General features: G+C 65.8%; 15 protein-coding genes. 8 read left to right on the top strand and 7 right to left on the bottom strand.

Annotated features, from left to right (window positions below; all coding sequences use genetic code 11):
* Nucleotides 1–181: 181 nt before the first annotated feature.
* The 5 genes from G6N27_RS16920 to G6N27_RS16900 all read left to right on the top strand — a co-directional run bounded on the left by G6N27_RS16920 (nt 182) and on the right by G6N27_RS16900 (nt 10256).
* Nucleotides 182–5005, top strand: a complete 4824-nt coding sequence (locus tag G6N27_RS16920) for a cation-translocating P-type ATPase (RefSeq protein ID WP_163777953.1) — start codon at nt 182–184, stop codon at nt 5003–5005.
* A 92-nt stretch (nt 5006–5097) separates the two neighbouring features.
* A complete protein-coding gene (locus G6N27_RS16915; RefSeq protein ID WP_163777950.1) occupies nt 5098–6894 on the top strand; it encodes an AMP-dependent synthetase/ligase in 1797 nt (598 codons plus the stop codon).
* The gene (locus tag G6N27_RS16910; protein WP_163777947.1) at nt 6878–7657 is read left to right on the top strand and encodes a lipase family alpha/beta hydrolase; all 780 of its coding nucleotides are present in this window, start codon (nt 6878–6880) and stop codon (nt 7655–7657) included. Before G6N27_RS16915 ends, G6N27_RS16910 begins: the two co-directional genes overlap by 17 nt.
* Nucleotides 7658–7795: 138 nt before the next feature.
* Nucleotides 7796–8890: an acyl-CoA synthetase family protein gene (locus tag G6N27_RS16905; RefSeq protein WP_163777944.1), complete on the top strand. Its 1095-nt coding sequence runs from the start codon at nt 7796–7798 to the stop codon at nt 8888–8890.
* 1 nt (nt 8891) lies between these two features.
* Nucleotides 8892–10256, top strand: a complete 1365-nt coding sequence (locus G6N27_RS16900) for an aldehyde dehydrogenase family protein (RefSeq protein ID WP_163777941.1) — start codon at nt 8892–8894, stop codon at nt 10254–10256.
* An 8-nt stretch (nt 10257–10264) separates the two neighbouring features.
* On the opposite strand, the gene G6N27_RS16895 is transcribed toward G6N27_RS16900, so the two are convergent.
* Nucleotides 10265–11029: an SDR family oxidoreductase gene (locus G6N27_RS16895; RefSeq protein ID WP_163777938.1), complete on the bottom strand. Its 765-nt coding sequence runs from the start codon at nt 11027–11029 to the stop codon at nt 10265–10267.
* Between the two features lie 119 nt (nt 11030–11148).
* On the opposite strand from G6N27_RS16895, the gene G6N27_RS16890 reads away from it, so the two are divergent.
* Nucleotides 11149–12528, top strand: coding sequence for an adenylate/guanylate cyclase domain-containing protein (locus G6N27_RS16890; RefSeq protein ID WP_163777935.1), 1380 nt, complete (start codon nt 11149–11151; stop codon nt 12526–12528).
* Nucleotides 12529–12558: 30 nt separating this feature from the next.
* Here G6N27_RS16890 and G6N27_RS16885 read toward each other — a convergent pair whose 3' ends face one another.
* The 5 genes from G6N27_RS16885 to G6N27_RS16865 form a co-directional block, all read right to left on the bottom strand.
* Nucleotides 12559–12750, bottom strand: a complete 192-nt coding sequence (locus G6N27_RS16885) for a ferredoxin (protein WP_163777931.1) — start codon at nt 12748–12750, stop codon at nt 12559–12561.
* A gap of 47 nt (nt 12751–12797) precedes the next feature.
* Nucleotides 12798–15161: a CaiB/BaiF CoA transferase family protein gene (locus G6N27_RS16880; RefSeq protein ID WP_163777928.1), complete on the bottom strand. Its 2364-nt coding sequence runs from the start codon at nt 15159–15161 to the stop codon at nt 12798–12800.
* Complete coding sequence (locus G6N27_RS16875; protein WP_232064637.1) at nt 15162–16310, bottom strand: CaiB/BaiF CoA transferase family protein; 1149 nt, start codon at nt 16308–16310, stop codon at nt 15162–15164.
* Between the two features lie 63 nt (nt 16311–16373).
* Nucleotides 16374–17906 (bottom strand): aldehyde dehydrogenase family protein, encoded by a 1533-nt coding sequence (locus tag G6N27_RS16870; RefSeq protein ID WP_163777922.1) that lies wholly within the window; start codon nt 17904–17906, stop codon nt 16374–16376.
* 36 nt (nt 17907–17942) lie between these two features.
* Nucleotides 17943–19145 carry an amidohydrolase family protein gene (locus G6N27_RS16865; protein WP_163777918.1) on the bottom strand — a complete coding sequence of 401 codons (1203 nt, stop codon included), beginning with the start codon at nt 19143–19145 and terminating at the stop codon, nt 17943–17945.
* A 314-nt stretch (nt 19146–19459) separates the two neighbouring features.
* On the opposite strand from G6N27_RS16865, the gene G6N27_RS16860 reads away from it, so the two are divergent.
* On the top strand, nt 19460–20680 hold the full coding sequence (locus G6N27_RS16860) for a cytochrome P450 (RefSeq protein WP_163777916.1): 1221 nt from the start codon (nt 19460–19462) through the stop codon (nt 20678–20680).
* Nucleotides 20681–20699: 19 nt separating this feature from the next.
* Here the strand turns inward: G6N27_RS16860 and G6N27_RS16855 are convergent, their stop codons facing one another.
* The gene (locus tag G6N27_RS16855; RefSeq protein ID WP_163777913.1) at nt 20700–21821 is read right to left on the bottom strand and encodes an NDMA-dependent alcohol dehydrogenase; all 1122 of its coding nucleotides are present in this window, start codon (nt 21819–21821) and stop codon (nt 20700–20702) included.
* 122 nt (nt 21822–21943) lie between these two features.
* On the opposite strand from G6N27_RS16855, the gene G6N27_RS16850 reads away from it, so the two are divergent.
* A complete protein-coding gene (locus tag G6N27_RS16850; RefSeq protein WP_163777910.1) occupies nt 21944–22633 on the top strand; it encodes a TetR/AcrR family transcriptional regulator in 690 nt (229 codons plus the stop codon).
* The last annotated feature ends 21 nt before the right edge of the window (nt 22634–22654 follow it).

The raw sequence follows: 22654 nt of genomic DNA, 5'->3' as shown, positions 1-22654 counted from the left end.
TACGCTCGTGTGATGACGCCGCCGCGGTCGTCCAGGGCTGTTTGACGCCCGATGACCACCCCGGCCGGCGATGCTGTCTCGGCGCGCGGCCGAACGGGTAGTCGGATCGCGGCGCTTCTCTGCGGCTGAAACCAGCGGTGTGCGAGCGGGTGACACAACTCGACGTTGTGAAGGGTAGGTAATGAGGGTTCCTGGTGTGACCGCCGTGGTCGGCGGGATGACCGGCGGAGCGGTGCAGGTGTTGCAAGCCGGGGTGCAGGGTGTGGCGTCGGTGGCCGACACCGTGCAGGAGCTGACCGGCCCGGTGCTGGACTCGGTGAGTCAGTCGACGTCTCGCCTGCTCGGCGGCCGCCATTCGACAAACGGTAGCCGAGACGGGGCCTCGGCAACCGTGCGCTGGCAGAGCGGTCGACGGGTGCACATGGACCTCGACCCGTTGCTGCCGTTCCCACGCTGGCACGAGCATGCGGCCGTGGTCGAAGAGCCGGTCCGCCAGATTCCCGGCGTGTCCAGCGCGCACGTCGAAGGCGCGCTGGGCCGACTGGTCGTCGAGATCGACGACGACGTCGACGACGACGACGTGTTGGAACGCGTACGCACGGTGGTGAACTCGGCCGCCGCCGACCTGGTCGCCGCGGGCCCGGAGCTGCAACTGCACATCGCGCCGTTCGCCGACCCCGGTAATCCGCTGGCGCTGCTGGTGCCGCTCACCGCGGCAGCGTTCGACATACTCGCGGTCGGCGCCGCGGTCACCGGCTGGGTGGTCCGGCTGCCGGCTGCGCCGAAGACGACCCGGGCCGCCGCCGCGTTGCTCAAAGATCAGCCCCGGGTGGTCGGCGTGCTGGAGTCCCGACTCGGTCGAGTCGGCACCGACCTCGCCCTGGCCGCCTCGTCGGCAGCAGCCAACGGCTTGACCCAAGCGGTCGGCACACCGCTGCTCAATCTCGTCGAGCGGGTCCTGCAGATCAGCGAAGCCGAAGCTCATCGCCGTCGCTGGCGGGACCGCGAGCCGGAGCTGGCCTCACCCAACCGGCCGCAAGCGCCGGTGGTGCCGGTCATCTCGTCGGCCGGCGCCAAATCGCAGGCCGCCCGGCACCATTGGGCGGCCGCCGCGGCGGGCGAAGCGTCACACGTGGTCGTCGACGGAGCCATCGACGCCGCCCTCGACTCCGAGAAGGGGTCGATGGCCGGGCCGGTCGAGGAGTACGTCGACCAGGCGGCGAATGGTTCGCTGATCGCCGCCGCGAGCGCCATGGTGGCCGGCGGCGGCGCCGAAGACGCCGCGGGCGCCGTGCTGGCCGGCGTGCCGAAGGCCGCACACATGGGACGTCAGTCGTTCGCCGCGGTGCTGGGCCGCGGGCTCGCCGAGGACGGGCAGATGGTCCTCGACCCCGGTGCGCTGCGTCGGCTGGACCGGGTCAAAGTCGTCGTGATCGACGGCGCCGCGCTGCGCGGCGACCACCGGGCCGTGCTGAAGTCCCGCGGCGACGTTCCGGGCTGGGACGACGACCGCGTCTACGAGGTCGCCGATGCGCTGCTGCACGCCGAGGAGCCGCCCGAACCCGACCCCGACGAGTTGCCGGCCAACACCGCGCGGTTGCGCTGGTTACGCGCAGCCGGGCCGTCCGCCGCGCCCGCGCAGGGCCTCGAGCACGCCGACCTCGTCGTCGACGGCGAGACCGTCGGCCATGTCGAAGTCGGCTGGGAGGTCGACCCCTTCGCGGTTCCGCTGCTGCAGATCGCCAACCGCACCGGCGCCCGCGTCGTGCTGCGGCACGTCGCCGGAACCCAGGACTTGGCTGCCAGCGTCGCGGCGAGTCATCCCAGCGGTACTCCCCTGCTCAAATTGGTCCGCGATCTGCGCGCCGACCGTGGGCCGGTGCTGCTGATCACCGCGCTGCACCGCGACTTCGCCTCGACCGACACATTGGCCGCGCTGGCCATCGCCGACGTCGGGGTCGCGCTGGACGATCCGAAAGCCGCCACGCCGTGGAGCGCGGACATCATCACCGGCACCGACCTGGCCGCGGCCGTTCGGATCCTGTCCGCGCTGCCGGCCGCGCGCCAGGCCAGTGAGTCATCGGTCAATCTCGCCAAGGGCGGGACCACGCTGGCCGGACTGTTGCTGGTGACCGGCGACCCGACCGTCACCAACCCACTTGCTGTGCGCCGCTGGTTGAATCCCGTCAACGCGGCGGCCGCGAGCGCCCTGGTGTCCGGCGCGTTCTCCGCCAACAAGGTGCTACGTCAACCCGATCCCACGCCGCAACCGCTGACCGCGTGGCACGCGCTCGACCCGGAGATCGTCTACTCGCGGCTGGCGGGCCGGACCCGACCGCTGTCCGCCGTCGAAACCGCACCGGCCTGGCGGCGAGTTCTGGAAGACCTGTCCTACAGCCCGTTGGTCTCGCCGATGCGCGGGCCTGCCCGTCGGGCCGGCAGACTGCTGTCTGCCACCAAGACTGAGCTCTCCGATCCGCTCACCCCGATCTTGGCCGTCGGCGCCGCGGCGTCGGCGATCATGGGCAGCAATGTCGACGCACTGCTGGTCGCCGGTGTCATGGCGGTCAACGCGCTGACCGGCGGAGCGCAGCGGTTGCGAGCCGACGCCGCGGCCGCCGAGCTGTTTGCCGAGCAGGACCAGGTTGCCCGCCGCGTCGTCGTCCCGACCGTCGCGACATCGCGACGCCGGCTGGACGCGGCCCGTCGCACCGAACGCACCGTAACGGTGGCGGCAAGTTCGCTGCGGCCCGGCGACGTCATCGACCTGGCTGCGCCGGACGTGGTGCCCGCCGACGCGCGTCTGCTGGTAGCCGAGGATCTCGAGGTGGACGAGTCGCTGCTGACCGGCGAGTCGTTGCCCGTCGACAAGCAAGTGGATCCCGTTGCGGCCGCCGACACCGAGCGCGCCAGCATGCTGTTCGAAGGCAGCACGATCGTCGCGGGTCATGCCCGGGCAATCGTGGTGGCCACGGGCGTGGGAACCGCCGCACAGCGGGCGATATCCGCGGTCATCGACGTCGAATCCTCCGCCGGGGTGCAGGCGCGGTTGCGTGAGCTGACCGCCAAGGTGCTTCCGCTGACGCTGGCAGGCGGGGCGGCGGTGACGGGTCTGGCGTTGCTGCGTCGCGCGACACTGCGACAAGCGGTTGCCGACGGCGTCGCCATCGCCGTGGCCGCCGTGCCGGAAGGTCTGCCGCTGGTGGCGACACTGTCCCAGCTGGCCGCCGCGCAGCGGCTGTCGACGCGCGGCGTGCTGGTCCGCGCGCCTCGCACCATCGAGGCGCTGGGCCGCGTCGACACCGTGTGCTTCGACAAGACCGGCACGCTCACCGAGAACCGCCTGCGCCTGCGCCTGGTGGTACCGGCGGCAACTCCGCCCAACGGTCCGTTTCCCGGCGTCGACGACCCGGCGGCCGAGCAGGTGCTGCGCGCCGCCGCACGCGCGTCCGCTCAGCCGCACGAGGCTCAGGGCCACGCGCATGCCACCGACGAGGCGATCCTCACCGCGGCCGCATCGGTCAACGGCGACAACGATCCGGACTGGACCATGCTCGCCGAGGTCCCGTTCGAGTCGAGCCGTGGGTTCGCCGCTGCGGTCGGGACTCTCAACACGAATGGCACCGGGCCGCTGTTGTTGCTCAAGGGTGCACCCGAGGTCGTCTTGCCCCGCTGCAAGTTCGCCGACCCGCAGGTCGACCTCGACCATGCGGAGTCGCTGGTTCGCAATCTGGCCGAACAGGGACTGCGGGTGCTGGCCGTGGCGAAGCGCACCTGGAATCGCGCCACCGACGACGACGACACCGATGCCGACGCCGTCGACGCCGCCGCGCAGGATCTCGAACTGATCGGCTACGTCGGGCTGGCCGACACCGCACGACCGTCCGCGCGCCCGCTGATCGAGGCGCTCGAAGACGCCGGCCGCAATGTCGTGCTGATCACCGGCGATCACCCGGTGACAGCGCGGGCGATCGCGCGCCAGCTGGGCCTGCCCGACGACGCGCGGGTGCTCACCGGCGCCGAGCTGGCCGGCCTCGACGAGGACGCGTCGGCCAAGGTCGCCGCCGACGTCCAGGTCTTCGCCCGGGTGAGCCCGGAACAGAAGGTTCAGATCGTCGCGGCGCTGCAGCGTTGTGGACGGGTGACGGCCATGGTCGGCGACGGGGCCAACGACGCCGCCGCGATCCGGATGGCCGATGTGGGCATCGGGGTGAGCGGCCGCGGATCGTCGGCCGCTCGCGGCGCCGCCGACATCGTGCTGACCGACGACGACTTGGGCGTGCTGCTCGACACCCTGGTCGAAGGCCGCAGCATGTGGGCTGGCGTGCGTGACGCGGTGACGATCCTGGTCGGCGGAAATGTCGGCGAAGTCCTGTTCACCATCATCGGGACCGCTCTGGGGAGTGGGCGCGCGCCGGTCGGCACCAGGCAGCTGCTGCTGGTCAACCTGCTCACCGATATGTTCCCGGCGCTCGCCGTCGCGGTGACCCCGCAGTTCGAAGAACCCGACGCCGACGAATACGACACCGAGGAAGAAGCGCTCGAGGCGCGGCGTGCCTATCAGCGATCAGTGCTGACCGCGCCGACGCCGTCGCTCGACGTCCAGCTGATGCGCCAGATCGTGACGCGGGGAGCTGTCACGGCCGCCGGCGCGACCGCGGCCTGGGCAGTCGGACGCTGGACGCCGGGCACCGAACGACGGACGTCGACAATGGGCTTGACCGCGCTGGTGACGACGCAGCTGGCGCAGACGCTGCTGGACCGGCGGCACAGTCCGTTGGTCGTGGCGACCGCGCTGGGCAGCTCCGCGGTGCTGGTGGCCATCGTCCAAACGCCGGGCGTCAGCCACTTCTTCGGATGCACGCCGCTTGGCCCAGTCGCCTGGACGGGTGTGGTCGGGGCGACCGCGGCGGCAACCGGGCTCTCGGTGCTGGCGCCCAATTTCGTGGCGAAAACGGCGGGCATCGTGCAGCCCGAGCTCGCCGAGGCCACGGCGGACGGCTAATAAACCAGCAAATTCACGTTTTGGCCATCTAGCGGTGGGCACTCCCAGCAAGATCAATCCGTACGAGGTTGCTCGACGCCGAAGGAAGTCCGATGAGCCAGACCAGCACCCCGACTAAGGCCGCCAATCTCGCGCAGCTGTTCCTGCAGCGCGTCGAGAAGTCAGGCGACAACGAGGCTTTCCGCATTCCGGAGAAAGGTGACTGGAAGTCGGTCACCTGGAAGCAGGCGGCCGAACGCGTCGAGACATTGGCCGCCGGTCTGCTGTCGCTCGGCATCGAACCCGAGGATCGAATCGGCATCGCCTCGACTACCCGGCTCGAGTGGATCCTGGCCGACCTGGCGATCTTGTGCGCCGGTGCGGCAACGACGACCGTCTACCCCAGCACCAACGCCGAAGACACCGCCTACATCCTCGCCGACTCCGCGTCGAAGATCGTCTTCGCCGAAGACGACACCCAGCTCAAGAAGCTCACCGAGAAGCGCAGCGAGCTGCCGGATCTGACCAAGGTCGTGCTGTTCGACGGCAGCTCGGACGACGACTGGGTCATCACCCTGGACGACCTCGCCGATCAGGGCGCGAAGTATCTGGCCGAGCACCCGTCGTGCGTCCGAAACGTCGCCGACGAGATCCAACCCGAGCACTTGGCGACGCTGATCTACACCTCGGGGACCACCGGCAAGCCGAAAGGTGTGCGGCTGCGTCACGCAGCCTGGTTGTACACCGGCGGCGTGATCGCCGACATGGGACTGCTCCGCGATGACGATCTGCAACTGCTGTGGCTGCCGCTGGCGCATGCCTTCGGAAAGGTGCTGATCTCCGCTCAGGTGGCCTGCGGCTTCGCCAGCGCGATCGACGGACGCGTCGACAAGATCGTCGAGAACACCGGGGTGGTGAAGCCGACGTTCATGGGGGCGGCCCCGCGGATCTTCGAGAAGGCCTACTCCAAGATCATCACGCAGCAGAAAGGTGCGAAGGCCGTGCTGTTCGGCTGGGCCTTCGCGGTGGGCAAGGAGGTCGCCCGTCGCCGCCGCGAGGGCAAATTCGTATGGCCACACTTGATCTGGCAACAGAAGCTTTTCGACCGCCTGGTGTTCGCCAAGATCCGTGACGTGTTCGGTGGGCGGATCCGGTTCTTCGTGTCTGGCTCCGCGCCGCTCAATCGCGACATCGCCGAATGGTTCGAAGCCGCCGGCGTGCTGATCCTGGAGGGCTACGGGCTGACCGAGTCGTCCGGTGCGGGCTTCATCAACCGGCCGGACAATTACAAGCTCGGCAGCGTCGGCCTGCCCTTCGAGGGCACCGAAGTCCGCATCAGCGACGCCGGCGAAGTCCAGTTCCGTAGCGACTGCGTGATGGCCGGCTACCACCACCTCGACGACGCCACCGGTGAGGCGCTGAAGGACGGTTGGCTGGCCACCGGAGATCAGGGCAAGCTCGACGACAACGGCTTCCTGACGATCACCGGCCGGATCAAGGAACTGTTCAAGTTGTCCAACGGCAAATACGTTGCGCCGCCGGCCATCGAGGCGAAGTTCGCGACGCTGTGCCCGTACGCCAGCCAGTTCATGGTGTTCGGCGAGGGCCGCAACTTCGCCGCCGCCTTGGTCACGCTGGACGAGGACTCGATCAGCGGGTGGGCCAAAGACCATGGCTTGGGCGACAAGCCGTATGAGGAGCTCACCAAATCCGATGCCGTGCACGAGATGCTCGACGAATGCATTCAGAAGCTGAACTCCAGCCTGAATCGCTGGGAGACGATCAAGAAGTGGGCTGTGCTCGACCACGACCTCACCGTCGACGGAGGCCAGCTGACGCCGTCGCTCAAGGTGAAGCGCGGAGTCGTCGCTGAGCAAAACAAGGAGACCTTGGATGGCTTCTACTCCTGACCCTGTCGCCGAGCACTCGGCACAGATCCCGGACGCCGCCAACGCGGCCCTGCCCGGACACCTGCTACGCGCGCTGGAATGGCGCACCGGAATGGAATACGTTTCCGCCCGGCTGGCGATGCGACGCATCGCCGGCTGGCCGCAGGGCGACGGCCATCCCGTCCTGGTTCTGCCGGGATTCCTGGCCGGCCCGTCGTCGACTCAGCTACTCCGTGATGTGCTGCGCCAGTTGAACTATCGCGTCTACGACTGGGGGCTGGGCCGCAACATGGGCTACCGGGCGAGCATGAGGCAGTCGTTGCCCGCGCGGTTGCACCACATCCGGGAGCGGGCCGACGGGAAGAGGGTCAGCATCATCGGCTGGAGCGCCGGCGGAATCTACGCGCGGGAGTTGGCGCGTGCCTTTCCCGACGACGTCCGGTCGGTGATCACGCTGGGCTCCCCGTTCCGGGGCAACCACGAGGCCAGCACCGCATGGCGGGTCTGGCGTCTGGTCAACCGCGGAGACGACGCCAGCGAGGCCATCGCCGAACAAGCGCTGAGTCGACGAGCCCGCCCGCTGTCGGTGCCGACCACCTGCATCTACAGCAAGTCCGACGGCATCGTGGCCTGGCAGTGCTGCACCAGCCTGCCGGCCGCCGAGACGGAGAACGTCGAAGTACGCAGCAGCCACCTCGGATACGGCCACAACGTGCACACGCTGTCGGTGATCGCCGACCGGCTGGCTCAGCCGGAGGGCGGCTGGCGGCCGTTTCGTCGCTGAGACCGCCTTGGGCCGGATGTCGGGACGGCGAATCACGCTGGGCCAACCGGTGAACGGCGTGCGAAAACCGCTCTTGGTGAACCGGTTTGGCGCGTCGTCGTTTGCCCGGCCGATCCGTGCTACGTCATGATCGGTGGCATGGCCGACATCGACTTCTCGCTGCTCGACGTGCCGCGGCCAGAGCCGGTGGACGACCCGGAGGCCTATCTGCGCGCCGCGGTCGCCTGGCACTTCGGTGAACAGACGGGCAGCACGTTCTGGTTGCGGGCGGCCCGCACGCTGGATTTCGACCCGCTGACCGACGTCACCACCGTCGCCGACTTGCGGCTGTTCCCCAACCTACTGAGCGAACTGCGCACTGTGCCCGTCGCGGATCTGATCCCCCGCGGTTACGGGTCGCCGCCACCGGTACCGCAGATCTTCGAGTCCGGTGGCACCACAGGCGCACCGAAAAGGACTGTGCAGCTGCCGGATTGGGTCGAGCAGATCGTCGAATGGCAGACCGAGGACTTCGCCACCGGCGGCTTCCTGCCCGGTCGTGAATTCCTGTGCATGATGCCGAGCGGGCCGCACGGCGTGGGCTTCTTCTCCCGGCTGGTCTCGCAACGGCTCGGTTCGGCTTTCCACGCCATTGACCTGGATCCGCGCTGGGTGAAGAAGCTGACCGCTCGCAACGCCGCAGCCGAGGTCGCGGCCTATGTCGACCACGTCGTCGAACAGGCCGTCCACGTGCTGCAGACGCAGCGCGTGGCGAATCTGCACACCACCCCGCCGCTGTTGGAGGCCATGGCACGCAATGACGCCGTGGTCGAGTTGATCAACGAGAAGGTCGGCTACATGCTGCTCAGCGGCGCGCACGTCGACCTCGACACGTTGGACCTGTTCGGTGCGATCTTCCCGCGCACGACGATCACCATGGCGTTCGGCAGCACCATGATCATGTCGCAGGCAACCACCCGCCGAGGTGATGACGACTCGTTTGTCTTCGACCCGCGCAGCCCCTACGCGACCTTCTGGGTGGTGGACCCGGACACCGGCGAGGACGTGCCGTACGGGCAGCGCGGGCAGGTGGTGATGAATCACATCAGCAAGGGCATGTTCATCCCGAACAATCTGGAGCGGGACAGCGCAATTCGGATACCGGGGCCCGCGGGACAGATTGGCGATTCGGTGAGCGAGGTGCGGCCCGTCGCCGCCTTCGAAGGCGAGCCGGTCATCGAAGGCGTCTACTGACATGCTCGACGTCGACGCGCTCGGTCCCCAGGGCACGTACCGGACCCGCAACCGTGAGCCGGTGGCGACCATGGCCGGCGACGTCGTCGCCGAGCTCAGCATCGCGCCGCCGCTGTACGTATCGCGGGCGCTGCGCGCTCAACGCAGCGTGCGCGCGCTGCCGGTGCACGAGCGGGAAGCCGCGCTGGCCAAGGCCGCTGACATCTTCGCCACCGGGGTGATCGCCGGGTTGGACTTCGAGGGCTACGCCGCGCTGGCCAGCCGGATTTCCGGCGTGCCGATCTCGGTGACCCGCGCCGGGGCCCGCAGCGTCATCAGCGGTGTCGGCGCTGCGTTCGACGCGGTGGGGCCGGCGCGGCCGACCGGCGCGGTGCAGGACTGGCGCGATGAGCGCACTCGCCAGGGTGCCGCGGTGTGGGCGCGGCGGGGCGAGGTGTTCGCGGTGCTCGCGTCCGGCAACGGCCCTGGGGTGCACGGGCTTTGGCCGCAGGCGCTGGCGCTGGGCTACCGGGTCGCGGTCCGCCCGTCACGCCGTGAACCGCTCACGGCGCACCGGCTGGTACATGCGTTGCGGCAGGCCGGTTTTCGGCCGGAGGACGCGGTGTACCTGCCCACCGATCATCGCGGCGCCGACGAGATGATCCGCTCGGCCGACCTCGCGATGGTCTACGGCGGTCAGAGCGTGATCGACAAGTACGCCCACGACCCGACGGTGTTCGTCAACGGACCGGGCCGGGCAAAGATCCTGATCACCGCCGACCGGGACTGGCGGGAGCACCTCGACGTCATCGTCGACTCGATCGCCGACCTGGGTGGCGTCGCGTGCGTCAACACCACCGCCGTGCTGTTCGAGGGCGATCCTGCTCCGCTGGCCGAGGCGATCGCGGCACGATTGTCCAGCATCGCGGTTCGCCCGGCCGACCACGACGACGCCGTGCTGCCCACCCAGACCCTCAGCGCCGCAACCGCTTTGGCCAAGCAGCTGGCCGTCGCCGCCGAGGGCACCACGGCGCTGCTCGGCGCCGATCAGGTCGTTGCCCCGCTGAGCGACAACTGCGCCGCGCTGCGCCCGGCCGTGCATCTGCTGAGCGGGCCGGACGTCGCCAAGCTCAATGTCGAGCTGCCGTTCCCCTGTGTCTGGGTGGCGCCGTGGACACGTGGCGACGGGATGGCGCCGCTACGGCAATCGCTGGTGCTCGGCGCGATCACCGGGAACGACAACCTGATCGACGACCTGCTGGCCGAACCGACCATCGCCAACGTCTACCGCGGCGGTCATCCGACGCACCACACGGCCCCTGACATCCCGCACGACGGCTTTCTCGCCGACTTCCTGATGCGCAACAAAGGCTTCATCCGCGACTGAATTCCGCTCTACGGTCGGCGCTTTGCCGCGGCGACCATCTTCTCGTTGTAGACGGGATAGATGTCGTCATAGGCCCCGTCGCGCTCGGCGAACCGAAATCCCCTGGCGCGCTTGACCACGATCTCGTCGGCCTGGGGCTCGGTTTCCAGCAGCGTCATGGTCTCGCTGATGTATTCATCAAGCGGCATGCCCTCGAACCCGCGCTGACCCTGCAGCGCCGTCTGCACTTGCGGCGGGATGAGTTCGATCACCTGGACAGCGCTGTCGCGCAACTGAAAACGCAGCGACTGCGTATAGGAGTGCAGCGCTGCCTTGCTGGCGCAATAGGTCGGGACGGGGGCGGTCGGCATGAAGGCCAATGCCGACGTGACATTGAGGATCGCCGCGTGCGGCTTGCCGAGCAGCTGATGCAGCACCGCCGCAGTGAGCCGAATGGGTCCGAGTAAATTGATCGCGATCGTCAGCTCCGCCGTTCCGGGGCCGCCGCTGGTGATGTCCTCGACCCGCTGGATACCGGCGTTGTTGACCAAGACGTTGACGTCGGGATGGTGGTCTTTCAGCTCGATGGCGAATCGCCGGATGTCGCCGGCATCGCCCTGATCCAGCGACATGTACTCGATGCCCGGGTTGGCCTGCGAGACCTCCTTCAGCAGTTCGAGGCGCCGGCCCGCGATGACGACCTTGTTGCCCAACCTGTGGAAGGCCTCAGCCAGGCCGCGGCCGATCCCGGTGCCTCCTCCGGTGACCAGAACGATGTTGCCGGTCAACTGCATGGCGCTGTTTCCTCTCCGTCGCTGTCTGATACCTGCATACTCGCGCCACCGGGGTCGCCGCGCGACTACCACCGAGAAGAACCGGCAAACGTGTCGGGCCGCTGAACTAGCCTGTACCCGTGGCGCAGTTTCCGCGGACTCGCTACGCCAGCTGCAGCGAGGTTGACATCGCCTACCAGGTGCTCGGCGATGGGCCGACCGATCTGCTGGTGCTGCCCGGGCCGTCCATTCCGATCGACACCATCGATGCCGAGCCGTCGATGTACCGCTTTCACCGCCGCCTGGCGTCCTTCAGCCGGGTGATCCGGTTGGACCAGCGCGGCATCGGGCTGTCGTCGCGGGTGCCATCCCTGGACATGATCGGGCCCAAGTTCTGGGCGAAGGACGCCGTTTCGGTCATGGACGCGGTCGGGTCTGAGCGGGCGACGATCCTGGCCCCCTACTTCGCGTCGATGACGGGACTGGTCCTGGCGGCCGACTACCCCGAACGGGTGAACAGCCTGGTGGTCGTCAACGGGGCGGCCCGCACCCTGCGCGCCGACGACTATCCGATGGGATACGAGATCGCCGAGGCCGATCCCTATGCCACCGTCGCGATGGAGCCCGATGCCGTCGACCAGGGCGTCGACATCCTCGGCGTGATCGCGCCGAGCGTCGCGGGCGACGAGGCCTTCCGATCCTGGTGGGACATGGCCGGCAACCGCGCCGCCTCACCCAGCATGGCCCGCGCGGTCATCGAGACGGTGCGCCAGGCCGACGTGCGCGACACCTTGACCCGCATCACCGCGCCGACGCTGATCATGCACCGCGACAATCCGGATTTCACACCGATCGCCAACGGCCGGTATCTCGCCGAACACATCGCCGGATCACGCTTCGTCGAACTGCCGGGCCACGACGCACTGTACTGGGTCGGCGACACCGCGCCGATGCTCGACGAGATCGAGGAGTTCATCACAGGTGTACGCGGCGGATTCGGCGCCGAACGGGTGTTGACCACGATCATGTTCACCGACATCGTCGGCTCGACAGAGCGTGCCGCGATCCTGGGCGATGACCGATGGCGCGACCTGCTCGACAACCACGACCGCATCGTCCGCAATGAACTCGAGCGATTCAGCGGACGCGAAGTCAACACGGCCGGTGACGGATTCGTCGCCACCTTCATCAGCCCGAGCGCGGCGATCGCCTGCGCCGACGCCATCGTCGACGCGGTCCGCGTGCTCGGTATCGAGGTGCGGGTCGGCATTCACGCCGGCGAGGTCGAGGTACGTCACGGCGGGTCGAAAGAAGACGTCGCCGGGATGGCGGTGCACATCGGTGCACGCGTTGCTGCCATCGCGGGCGCCGGTGAAGTGCTGGTGTCGTCGACGGTCCGCGACATCGTCACCGGCTCACGACACCGGTTCACCGACCGCGGTGAGTACGCGCTCAAGGGTGTGCCGGGTAGTTGGCCGCTGTGTGCGCTCGTCCGGGAGCACTCGGCCGTCAAGCAGTAGGACGGCAGCATCACCGACGAGTCGGCATTGTCATTCGTCGACGCTGATGGCGCGCTCAGGACAGTTCGCAATCGCCGTCAGCGCTTTGTCCTGCCATTCCGGTGGGATGTGCTCGACAAGAACGACCGCCTTCGCGTCGTCGTCAACGTCGAAGATCTCTGGGTATGCCAAGGCGCAGCGGCTGTGACCCTGGCAAGCGTCGACGTCTATCCGTAGTTGCATCGTTCACCCTCCGCGGCAGCCGAATCACATTGCATCTCGAGCGGCCCTTAGTCGATACCCGTGAGCCGAGTGCCGACCACAGATTCGGCGATGAGCGTCTCGATCGCCGTTTCATCCAACCCGAGCAGTTCCGTCAAGATGGTCTCGTTGTGCTCTCCGACGGTGGGCGCCGGGGACCGGCACCATCGATCGACACTGCGGAATCGGAATGGAATGGTCGGCACCTGATGCCGACCGACGATCGAGTGATCCACCTCTTCGAAGTAGCCGCGCGCGACCAACTGCGGATGTCGAGGGCTGAGCCGCGCGTCGTACAGCGGTGAGGCAGGAACTCCGGAAGCCGACAGCACGGCCGCAGCCTCGGTGCAGTCTTGGCCAGATGCCCACTGCTCCAGCTCCTTATCGATCAAATCGTGTGCACTCCAACGCCCTTCGTGTGTATCGAGCGAGCGGTCCGCTGCCCAGCCCGGCTGACCTAACGCTGCCTTCAAAGCCGCCCACTGCTCGTCGGATGCGACGGAGACAGCCAACCACTGCTCGTCACCGCGACACGGGTACAGACCCTGCGGCGCCGCGTCCCTGCTCCGGTTGCCCAACCGCGACAGTATGGTGCCGTAGGCGGTGTACTCGATGGCTTGCTCAGCGGCAGCGTTCAATGCCGCCTCCACCATGGACACTTCGATGAATGAGCCGCGACCGGTCTGCGCGCGCCGGCTCAGGCCGACAAGCATCGCGAAGGCGGAATGCATACCTGCCAACGGATCACATGGGCCACGCGGGATCCGCGGTTGGTCGTTTTCATGGCCCGTCACCCAAGCCATGCCGGTCATCTGCTCCATGGTCTGGGCGAAACCGACGTTGTTCCGCCATGGACCGTCCAGACCGAAGGCGGGCATGCGGGTCATTATCAGCCGCGGGTTGACAGCCCTCAATGCTTCCCAGGTGATGCCGAAATTCTCGAAGACGCGTGGTGAAAAATTCTCCACCACCAGATCGACGTGCTCGACAAGCCGGAAGAACAAGTCCCGGCCTTTCTCAGATGAAAGGTCGAGCGTCAAACCCTTCTTGTTGGTGTTGGTGGCCAGGAACATGGCCGAGCGTTCCCACCAGTTGGGTTGTTGGATGAATGCTGCGGCCGTCATGCGCGCGCCATCCGGATGCTGAATTGACTCGAGGTGAATTACGTCGGCGCCCAGTGCGGCAAGGATGTGGCTGGACGAGGGCCCAGCCCACCAGGCGGTCGCGTCGATGATCCGGATGCCCGCCAAAGGGAGGCTCTCAGTTGCCTGAGTCACCTTCGCTTTCCTTGGGCCCGTGGGAATTTGGGAAGCATTGAGCTCGCCGAGGCGCGGTGCCCGCTTGGGCCGACTGCCCGGCCTCGTCCCGTCGATTCGATAGGGCGGTAGCGGATGGGTGAATGAGCCGTCGGCGCTGACGCTCCAGACGCCACGGGCGTTGAAATGCGGGTGGTCCAGAACGGTCCGGCCATTGTTGACCTGCGCGACCGGAATCCGAAGTGACGACGCGAGTTCGACGATCTCTTCAGTGGTGTGGCGGGTGGTCCAGCCACGCACGATCTTGTTCCATTCCTCCATTCGCTCGAATCGGGTCGGAGCAAGAGCCCAGGCCGCATCCTGCTCGAGCAGATCGTCGCGCTCGATCATCAACAAGAAGGATTCGAACTGCTGTCGGGTATTGGTGTTGAAACCAACCCAGCCGTCGGCCGTCGGCTCGATCGAGGGCAGTTCGGTCATCCGCGCCGGGCCCGGTATCGGTGGACTGCCGGCGAGTGCGTAATACAGGTCGATGAAGCCGCTGGCGCTGAGATGGCACGCTTCCATCAGCGAACAGTCGATGATCTCGCCACGGCCTCCTTCGCGGGTTCGAAATAGCGCAGCCAGCGCACCGACAGCCGCGTAGCTTCCGAGGACCCACTCGAAGACGCGGCCGCCGGCTTGCAGTGGCGGTTGATCCGGCCGGGCCCGCAGACCCATGGTTCCGCTTTCCGCCTGCAACGTGAACTCCGTGGCGGGCTTGTCGCGATACGGACCGGTCAGGCCGAACGGTGACAGCACGACAATCACCAGATGGGGTGAGCGGCGCAGAAATTCGTCATGATCGATCGGGCCGCAGGCTCCGGCATCGATCACGATGTCAGCTCCGGCAATCAGATCATCGACATGCGATTCTCCGTAAACCCCTACCGCCGAGCGTTTTCCGGCGTTCAGAAATGTGAACAGAGCCCCGTCGTCGTCCGCGTGCCGTCCCGTCCCCCTTCGACGCAGCCGATCGCCCTGCGGCGACTCGACCTTGATCACCTCGGCGCCAACGTCTGCGAACAGCTTGCCGCAGTACGGTCCGGCAATCTCGTCGGCGATCTCGACGATCCGCACCCCTTGCAGGATGTTCATTCAGATCACTCCGTCGCGGTGCAATTGCGCGAGTTCCGCCTCGTCACAGCCGCCCAGCTTCGTGAGTACCTCGTCCGTGTCCGACCCGACGTCTGGCGGACGCGCGGCGGCGAATGGACGTTCCGGCTTGGACTTGATCGGCGTTGCGATGAGACGCAACGGTGGCCGGTCCGTTGCGGGGGATTCGTACACCATGCCGCGCGCTCGGACGTGTTCGTCGTCAAGCAGGTCGTCGCTGTCGAATGCCGGAGCACCGGCGATATCGGTGGCGATGAAAAATTCAGTCCACTCACGACGACTGCGGCTCTTGAAGATTGCGGTGAGCTCACCGCGCAGGCGTTCATCGGCGTGCGGATCTTCGCCCAGGCGTACGCGGCCGGGCTCGTATAGATCCATCCTGTCCAAAGCTTCGCAGAATCGCTGCCAGAACTTATCTTCCAACGCGTTGAAAACCACGTAGTTGCCATCGCCGGTCTCGTAGTACTGATAGCGCAGCGAAGCGAACGCACCGTCCGAGTAGCCGAACAGGTCGTTGGCGCGAGCCGTCAGTTGCTGAAAGTTCCATGCGATCGCCGCGTCGACTTGAGCGATCTCGACGTACTGCGCTCGCCCGTCGCGGCGTGCGCTGTGCAGTGCAGCCAGCACCGCCATCGCGGCGTAGAGCGGACCGGCCAACACCCCCGTCGTGCCGGTGGCACCCGCCGAGAGGCGCGGGGTGCCGTCGGCTTGGATCTGCGGCGGGTTCAGGCCGGCAAAGCAGTCAAAGGAGAGTCCATGTGTTGGAAGCTTCGCGTACGGGCCGTAGCTGCCCATCCCGTTGAGACTGCAGTAGACAATGGTCGGGTTGAGTTCGACGACGTCGTCGTAGCCAATGCCGAGCCGTTCGGCGGCGCCCGCCCGCAACCCGTCGATCACCACCGTGGCTTGCGCGGCAAGGCGGCGAAAGATCGCAATACCCTTGTCCGACTTCAAGTTCAGCGTGACGCTCTTCTTGCCGCGGTTCCACTGCAGGTTTTGTACATTATCGGTCGGGAAGAGCCCCCCACGAAAGCCGCCGCCCCCCGGTTGTTCGATCTTGATCACCTCGGCGCCCAGATCGGCGAGATGTCCGCCGAGCGCGTCGGGCGAGAAAAGTGATACCTCGAGCACTCGAACATCGTGAAGCACGGCGGTCGACCTTTCAGAGTTCCGATGCCGGTGTGAACTGGAATATCACATCACCGAGATCGACTTGATCTCGGTGAACTCCTCGAAGCCCCAGCGGCCCTGCTCGCGCCCGAGACCGCTGTGCTTGAACCCACCGAATGGACCCCCGCCGTTGAACATTCCCCGCGCGGGCACCGACCAGCCTGGGCCCTGGCCGTTGCCCGGATTGGGACCGGGATCGGGCGGGCCGCCGCCACAGCACTGGACGATGATTGTGCCGGTACGGATTTGGCGTGCGACGTTGAAGCCGCGCGCGGCATTGCGTGTCATGACCAGCCCTGCGAGGCCGAAATCAGAGTCGTTGGCGATCCGCACCGCCTCGTCTTGACTTTGGTAGGTCTGCACGGTCAGAACCGGGCCGAATACCTCTTCCTGGCAGATCCGCATGTCATTGCGGCAGTTGACGAACGCCGTCGGCTCGTAGAAGAAGCCCTTGCTCAGATGTGGGGGCCGCTTGCCGCCCACCACCAGCGTGGCTCCTTCGTCCAGCGCCGATTGCACATAGCCCTCGACTCGCTGCCGCTGCTGTTCACGGATCAGCGGGCCCACCACGGTAGCCGGGTCGCGGGGATCACCGATCGTGAGGTTCGGCGCCATCGCCTTCACACCGTCGATGTAGGAATCGAGCAGGCGCTCCGGTAACAACAAGCGCGACGCGGCAACACAAGCCTGCCCCGAATGCATGAGCACCTGTCCGAAACCGATTCCGGCGACGTCGGATTCGGTCACGTCGTCAAGTACGATGTGAGCACTCTTGCCGCCCAGTTCCAATTGGGCCCGCTTCATCGTCCGCGCCGAAACCTCACGGATGCGCTTCCCGGTCGCAGTCGACCCGGTGAAAGCGATCATGTCGACAAGGGGGTTGGTCGACAACTCCTCCCCGACATCACCGCCACCCACCACCACGTTGAAGACACCCGCCGGTATGCCGGCTTCTTCGCCTATGCGGGCGAGTTCCAGTGCATTCATCGGCGTCCACGGGTGTGGTTTCAAGACCACGGTGCAGCCGACCGCCAGCGCCGGCAGGCACTTTTGCAGGTTGATCGAGAAAGGGAAATTGAACGGTGTGATCACGCCGACCACTCCGACGGGCTCACGCACGACGACAGTGCCGCCGAGCCCGGTCGGTGACACAGTGGGTCCTCCCGGAGTCTCCACCCACGTGACGTCATGTTCGGCGAAATCGCTGTAATAGTGCGACGCTTCGATCGCGCCACCCACCTGGAGAAAATCGGTGAGGAAGCCCACCGAGCCGATCTCAGAGACGATGAGCTCACGAAGCTCGTCGTGCCGCTGCTCCATGATGTCGCTGAAACGCTTCAGGATTCTGGCGCGTTCGCGCACTGACATCCACGGCCAAGGACCTTCGTCGAACGCCCGGCGCGCGGCTTCGATGGCCATGACCGCTTGCTTGGCGCCACCGTCGAACACACGACCAACCACCTCCTCGGTGGCCGGGTCGATCACCTCGATCCGGCTTCTGGCGTTGTCACTGGTCCAGCGGCCGTCAATGAAGTTCTCGTACTCGCGGATTGCCACGCTGTTCCCTTCGTTCAATGCGTAGCGCGGCTGCCGCTACTTTGCGACCGGGTACGGAGCAGGTTCGAAGTTGAAGACCCGCCGCGCATTGCCTTGCAGCACCTTGTACTTGTCCGCATCCGATCTACCCTCGAGACTCTTGAGAGCGGCCTCTAACGAGTGCGGCCACAAGCTGTCGGTGTGCGGGTAGTCGGTTTCGATCATCACGTTCTCGACGCCGATGTAATCGAGGTTGACAGCCCCGAATTCGTCCTCGATGAAGCAGCCGTAGATGTGATCGCGGAACAACTGCCGAGGCGACTCCGGGAAGATGGCCGGGTCCGCGGCGACTGCGCTCATTCGCATCGTTGCCGGGTCGACCGTCCAATTGTTGGCGCGCAGATAGCGATACTCGGAGGCGACATGCTCCGCGCGTTCGAGCAGGTACGGAATCCACCCGATGCCGCCCTCGGCCAGGACGATCTTGAGGTCCGGGAACTTCTGCAACTTGCCCGAGAACAGCCAATCCGTCGTGGAGTGTGCCAAGTTCAGACCGATGTTGACCGACTGCACACCGAATGGCGCATCCGGTGACGTGTTCGGGCTGACTGACGACGACCCGATGTGCGTGCAGAGCGGCATCTTCGTTTCGTTCGCTGCCGCGAAGAATCCGTCCCATTCCCCCGAGTGGATCGACGGGAAACCCAGCGCGTGGACATTCTCGGAAAAGGCGATCGCCTTCGCACCTTTGGCTGCACACCGGTGCACTTCGGCGACGGCCAGTGCGGTGTCCCACAGCGGGACGATGATCATCGGGATGTAACGACCCGGCGCCGCCCCACACCACTCGTCGATGATGTAGTCGTTGTATGCCTTGAGGCATTTCAGACCAAGTTCCCGGTCCTGAACTTGCGAAAATACCTGTCCGCAAAAGCGTGGAAAGAACGGGAAGTTCAACCCGGCGATGACGTGATCCTGGTCCATGTCCGGGATTCGGGCTTTCGGGTCGTAATAGACCTTCGGCAGATCGTCGTAGTTGACCGATAGCGGAGAGTAATCGTCGGGCTGCTGGTGGGCGGCCACCAAGATGCCCATGACGGTTGCACGGTGTCTTTCGTAGACCCACGTGTCAACACCGTCAATGCGTTCGACGTGGGGTACCCGGTCGCGATCAGCGGCAGACGCGCGGTCGACCCACACGTTCGGGGGCTCGATGATGTGGTCGTCGACGGAGATGAGCCATTGCAAATCTTGTTCCACGGATGCTCCCTAGACAGCAATTGTGTGATCGTGTGCCTGCTGCGCGTCGGGCCCGTGGGCCGAACGCGTGTCATCGCTCCCAGTCCCAAACACCTCGGACACTATGAGCGACCATCGAGCTTGTCAAGTAACACTTGATAACTTTCGATCAGCTTATCGAGTGCCACTTGACGGCTCTTTTCGCGGCATCTATCGTGCGAAAACACGGTTCTCGGCTGCATCTTTCGGCCAGAGCCCGACGCGCAGCAGGAAGACCGCGCATCGAAGCCGCGACGCCGATGTGGTGGTCGCATCGAGAGAAGGACGACGCGCCAGTGCCCAAGTCACTCGAGGACCACGCCGAGAACTTCGATCTCCGCCATGAGGACTTCAACGATCCGGAGTTCTTGTACGAGGTGTATTCGCACATGCGCGACAAAGCGGCTGTCGCGCACACCGACTTTCCGTTCCTCGTCGCACGCGATGACGGCGCCTGGGTCGCACTGCGCTACGACGAGTGCTACGAGGTGCTACGAAATTGGGAAACCTTCTCCAGCAGTCCTTCTGGAGACGCTGCGCAGCAACTCCCCGGGGATGTCGTGATCGCCCTCGATCCTCCGCGACAACAGCAGTTACGGAAAGTGCTCAACCCCTACTTCTCCCCCGGCAGGATGAAGCAGCTGCAACCGCAGATCCGGGCCGAGACCGACGCTCTGATCGACACCTTCATCGAGGATGGTCGCGGCGATCTGGCGATGGTCGCATGGCAACAACCCGGCATCGTCTTCTTCAAGTACGTCCTGGGCATGCCGGTCGGTGATGTCCTCCTGTGCATCGAGTTGACGGACACCGCGCTCAACGGGGCCACCGAAGAGATCCGCATGACGGCGTGGGGCGGGCTCTTCGAGCACATCACCAACGCTGTCACGACCCGGATGAAGGAGGGCCCAAAAGACGACTTGATCGACGTGCTGCTGTCAGCCGAAATCGACGGTACCAAGCTGGAATTCCTGAGCGTCGTGTCGAATGCCATGCTGCTGGTTCAAGCCGGCTTGGAAACCACCGCCAGCGCAATGTCATTCGCGTTGCACTACCTCGGGACGCATCCCGCGGAACGCGACCGATTGATCCGCCAACCCGAGATCATGCCGACCGCGATCGAGGAGTTCATTCGATTCGCCGGATCCATACACGGCATCCCCCGCACGGTGACCAAGGAAGTCGAGCTCGGCGGCCAGAGGCTTTGCCCGGGCGAATCGGTGGTGGTCAACTACGCCTCGGGCAACCGCGACAGTCGCGAGTTCCCGGATGCAGACAAGTGCATCCTCGACCGTGAAACCAACCGCCATCTTGGATTCGGCGCCGGTGTCCACCGCTGCCTGGGGTCGAACCTCGCCCGGCTTGAGTTCCGTATCGGTGTGGAGCAAGTGCTTAGCCGCATGCCCGATTACACGGCATCAGATGCCGAGTCGGTCTTTCACGGAAATTCCGTGACTCGCGGGTTCCGTGAGATTCCGGTGGTGTTCACGCCCGGACCGCGGGTCACGCTGGATTAGGCGTCACTTTCGTTGCCGCTCAATGCTCGTGGATGATCACGCCGCGAATGTTCCGGCCCGCGAGCATATCGTCGTAGGCGTCGTTGATATCGGCGAGCTTGTATTCGGTGGTGACCGTTTCATCCAGTAGCAGCTTGCCCTCTCGATAAAGGCTGAGCAGACGCGGGATGTCGGAACGCGGATTGGCTTCGCCGTAAAGGCTTCCCAGCAGTCGCTTCTGAAAGAGCGTCACCATCGCGACCATCGACATCGGCAGCGTCGCCGTCATGTCGAGCATCGAGCCCAGCGCGGTGATCACAACAGCGCCGTTCTTGCTGACGATGTTGAGCGCGTCGACAATCATCGGGGCTTCCACCAGTCCGACGGTCACAATCGCGGAGTCGGCCATCACTCCGCGAGTCGCGTCCGCGACCAGCGCCGTCGCCTCGGGCATCGACGTGGCGAAGTGAGTGGCGCCGAACTGAGAAACGATGTCGCGCTTCGACTCTGCGATGTCCACGGCGATGATCTTCTCGGCCCCGGCCAAGCGCGCACCCTGGATCGCGCCACTGCCGATACCGCCGCATCCGATCACCACGACGGTGTCACCCGGTCTGACTCCCGCGGTGTTCACCGCCGAGCCCCAGCCGGTGGTCACGCCGCAGCCGACAAGACAGGCCCGGCTCAACGGGATGTCCTCGTCGATCTTGACCACCGACGCCTCCGGCACCGTTCCGTATTGCGCAAAGGCGCCCAGCCAGGCCAGCGCACCGATGTCACGGCCCTTGGCGTGACGGCGGAAACCGCCGTCCAATTGCTCGCCGGTCGCCATTTGAGCACCGAGGTCACAGAGATTTTGGTGACCGGTCGAGCACCAACGACAACGACCGCACGCCGGCAGGAACAAGCCCACCACATGATCGCCGACGTTCAGGTTCCGCACGCCGGGTCCGACCTCTTGAACGATGCCGGCTCCCTCGTGCCCGCCGACCAACGGGAGCGCCAGAGGAAGGTCTCCCTCGCGGACGTGGTGATCGGAATGGCAGAGCCCGGTCGCCTCGAAGGAAATGAGCACTTCGCCTTCTTGTGGGCCGTCGAGGTCGATCTCTTCGACGCTCCACTCTTGGTGGATGTCCCACACCACCGCCGCATTCATCTTCATTGTCGACGCATTTAACGACGTCGCGAGAATGATGTCAAGCGTCACTTGATACGGATCGGCCCGGCGAACGTAGGGGAGCCGCGTTACGGCCGCAGGCTGCGCCGTCGCGTTACTGTGTCCCAATGGCCACAAGCCGCGCCAAGCGTGTCCGAGATAAGGACGGCAAACAGCGCGCCCTCGTGGAGGCGGCGGCTGAAGTATTTGCCGAACAGGGCTTTGACGCGGCAGTGACGAAGGAAATCGCTCGACGCGCCGGCTGCTCGGAGTCGATGCTCTTTCACTATTTTCGTGACAAGCAAGGCATCTTCGAACAAGTTGTCTCGCGTCAGATCGCGGAAGGTGTGACCGAAGCAGAGGACAAAGTCTTGGAGTCCCTGCCGGACGAATTCGTCGAATTCGTCCGGCAGCTGTTTTTGACGCGCCTTACGGTCCACCAGCAAAATGGCACGGTGCCGGGCTGGGACATCGCCGGGCGTGCCCTATCTGACCCCGCCTTCTCCCTTCGCGTCATGCGTCCGAATCACGATCAACGTGTGTCGGTGATCGCCGAGGGCGTTGCCCATTACCAGCATCTCGGCCAAGTCTCCCCGCACGTCGACCCAGCTACTCTGGCCGAACTGCTCGCTAATTTCACGATCTTCACCGCGACCGTCGGTCCACGTTGGTTCGGCACTTCTGAGCGCGAGATTCGCGCGCAAATAGAACTCGGCGCGCAAATCTTCGCCGAAGGGGTACGCAGCCCGGCGGCAGCTGGTGGAAATACCTCCCGTTCCAGTCGTAGTCGTCGTTCACGCTTGCGATCGACCACGTGAGCCGTTGGTGAATCGGCGCGG

This window comes from Mycobacterium cookii, assembly GCF_010727945.1.
GTDB lineage: Bacteria > Actinomycetota > Actinomycetes > Mycobacteriales > Mycobacteriaceae > Mycobacterium > Mycobacterium cookii.
Note: the sequence above shows the minus strand (reverse complement) of the source record. Positions and strands in the feature narration are given on the sequence as shown.

Bases quoted from the DNA above. Each gene is read 5' to 3' on its own strand.
- G6N27_RS16900 (WP_163777941.1), top strand. From the start codon at position 8,892: ATGCTCGACGTCGACGCGCTCGGTCCCCAGGGCACGTACCGGACCCGC.
- G6N27_RS16850 (WP_163777910.1), top strand. From the start codon at position 21,944: ATGGCCACAAGCCGCGCCAAGCGTGTCCGAGATAAGGACGGCAAACAG.
- G6N27_RS16885 (WP_163777931.1), bottom strand. From the start codon at position 12,750: ATGCAACTACGGATAGACGTCGACGCTTGCCAGGGTCACAGCCGCTGC.
- G6N27_RS16895 (WP_163777938.1), bottom strand. From the start codon at position 11,029: ATGCAGTTGACCGGCAACATCGTTCTGGTCACCGGAGGAGGCACCGGG.
- G6N27_RS16905 (WP_163777944.1), top strand. From the start codon at position 7,796: ATGGCCGACATCGACTTCTCGCTGCTCGACGTGCCGCGGCCAGAGCCG.
- G6N27_RS16880 (WP_163777928.1), bottom strand. From the start codon at position 15,161: ATGAACATCCTGCAAGGGGTGCGGATCGTCGAGATCGCCGACGAGATT.
- G6N27_RS16915 (WP_163777950.1), top strand. From the start codon at position 5,098: ATGAGCCAGACCAGCACCCCGACTAAGGCCGCCAATCTCGCGCAGCTG.
- G6N27_RS16910 (WP_163777947.1), top strand. From the start codon at position 6,878: ATGGCTTCTACTCCTGACCCTGTCGCCGAGCACTCGGCACAGATCCCG.
- G6N27_RS16920 (WP_163777953.1), top strand. From the start codon at position 182: ATGAGGGTTCCTGGTGTGACCGCCGTGGTCGGCGGGATGACCGGCGGA.
- G6N27_RS16855 (WP_163777913.1), bottom strand. From the start codon at position 21,821: ATGAAGATGAATGCGGCGGTGGTGTGGGACATCCACCAAGAGTGGAGC.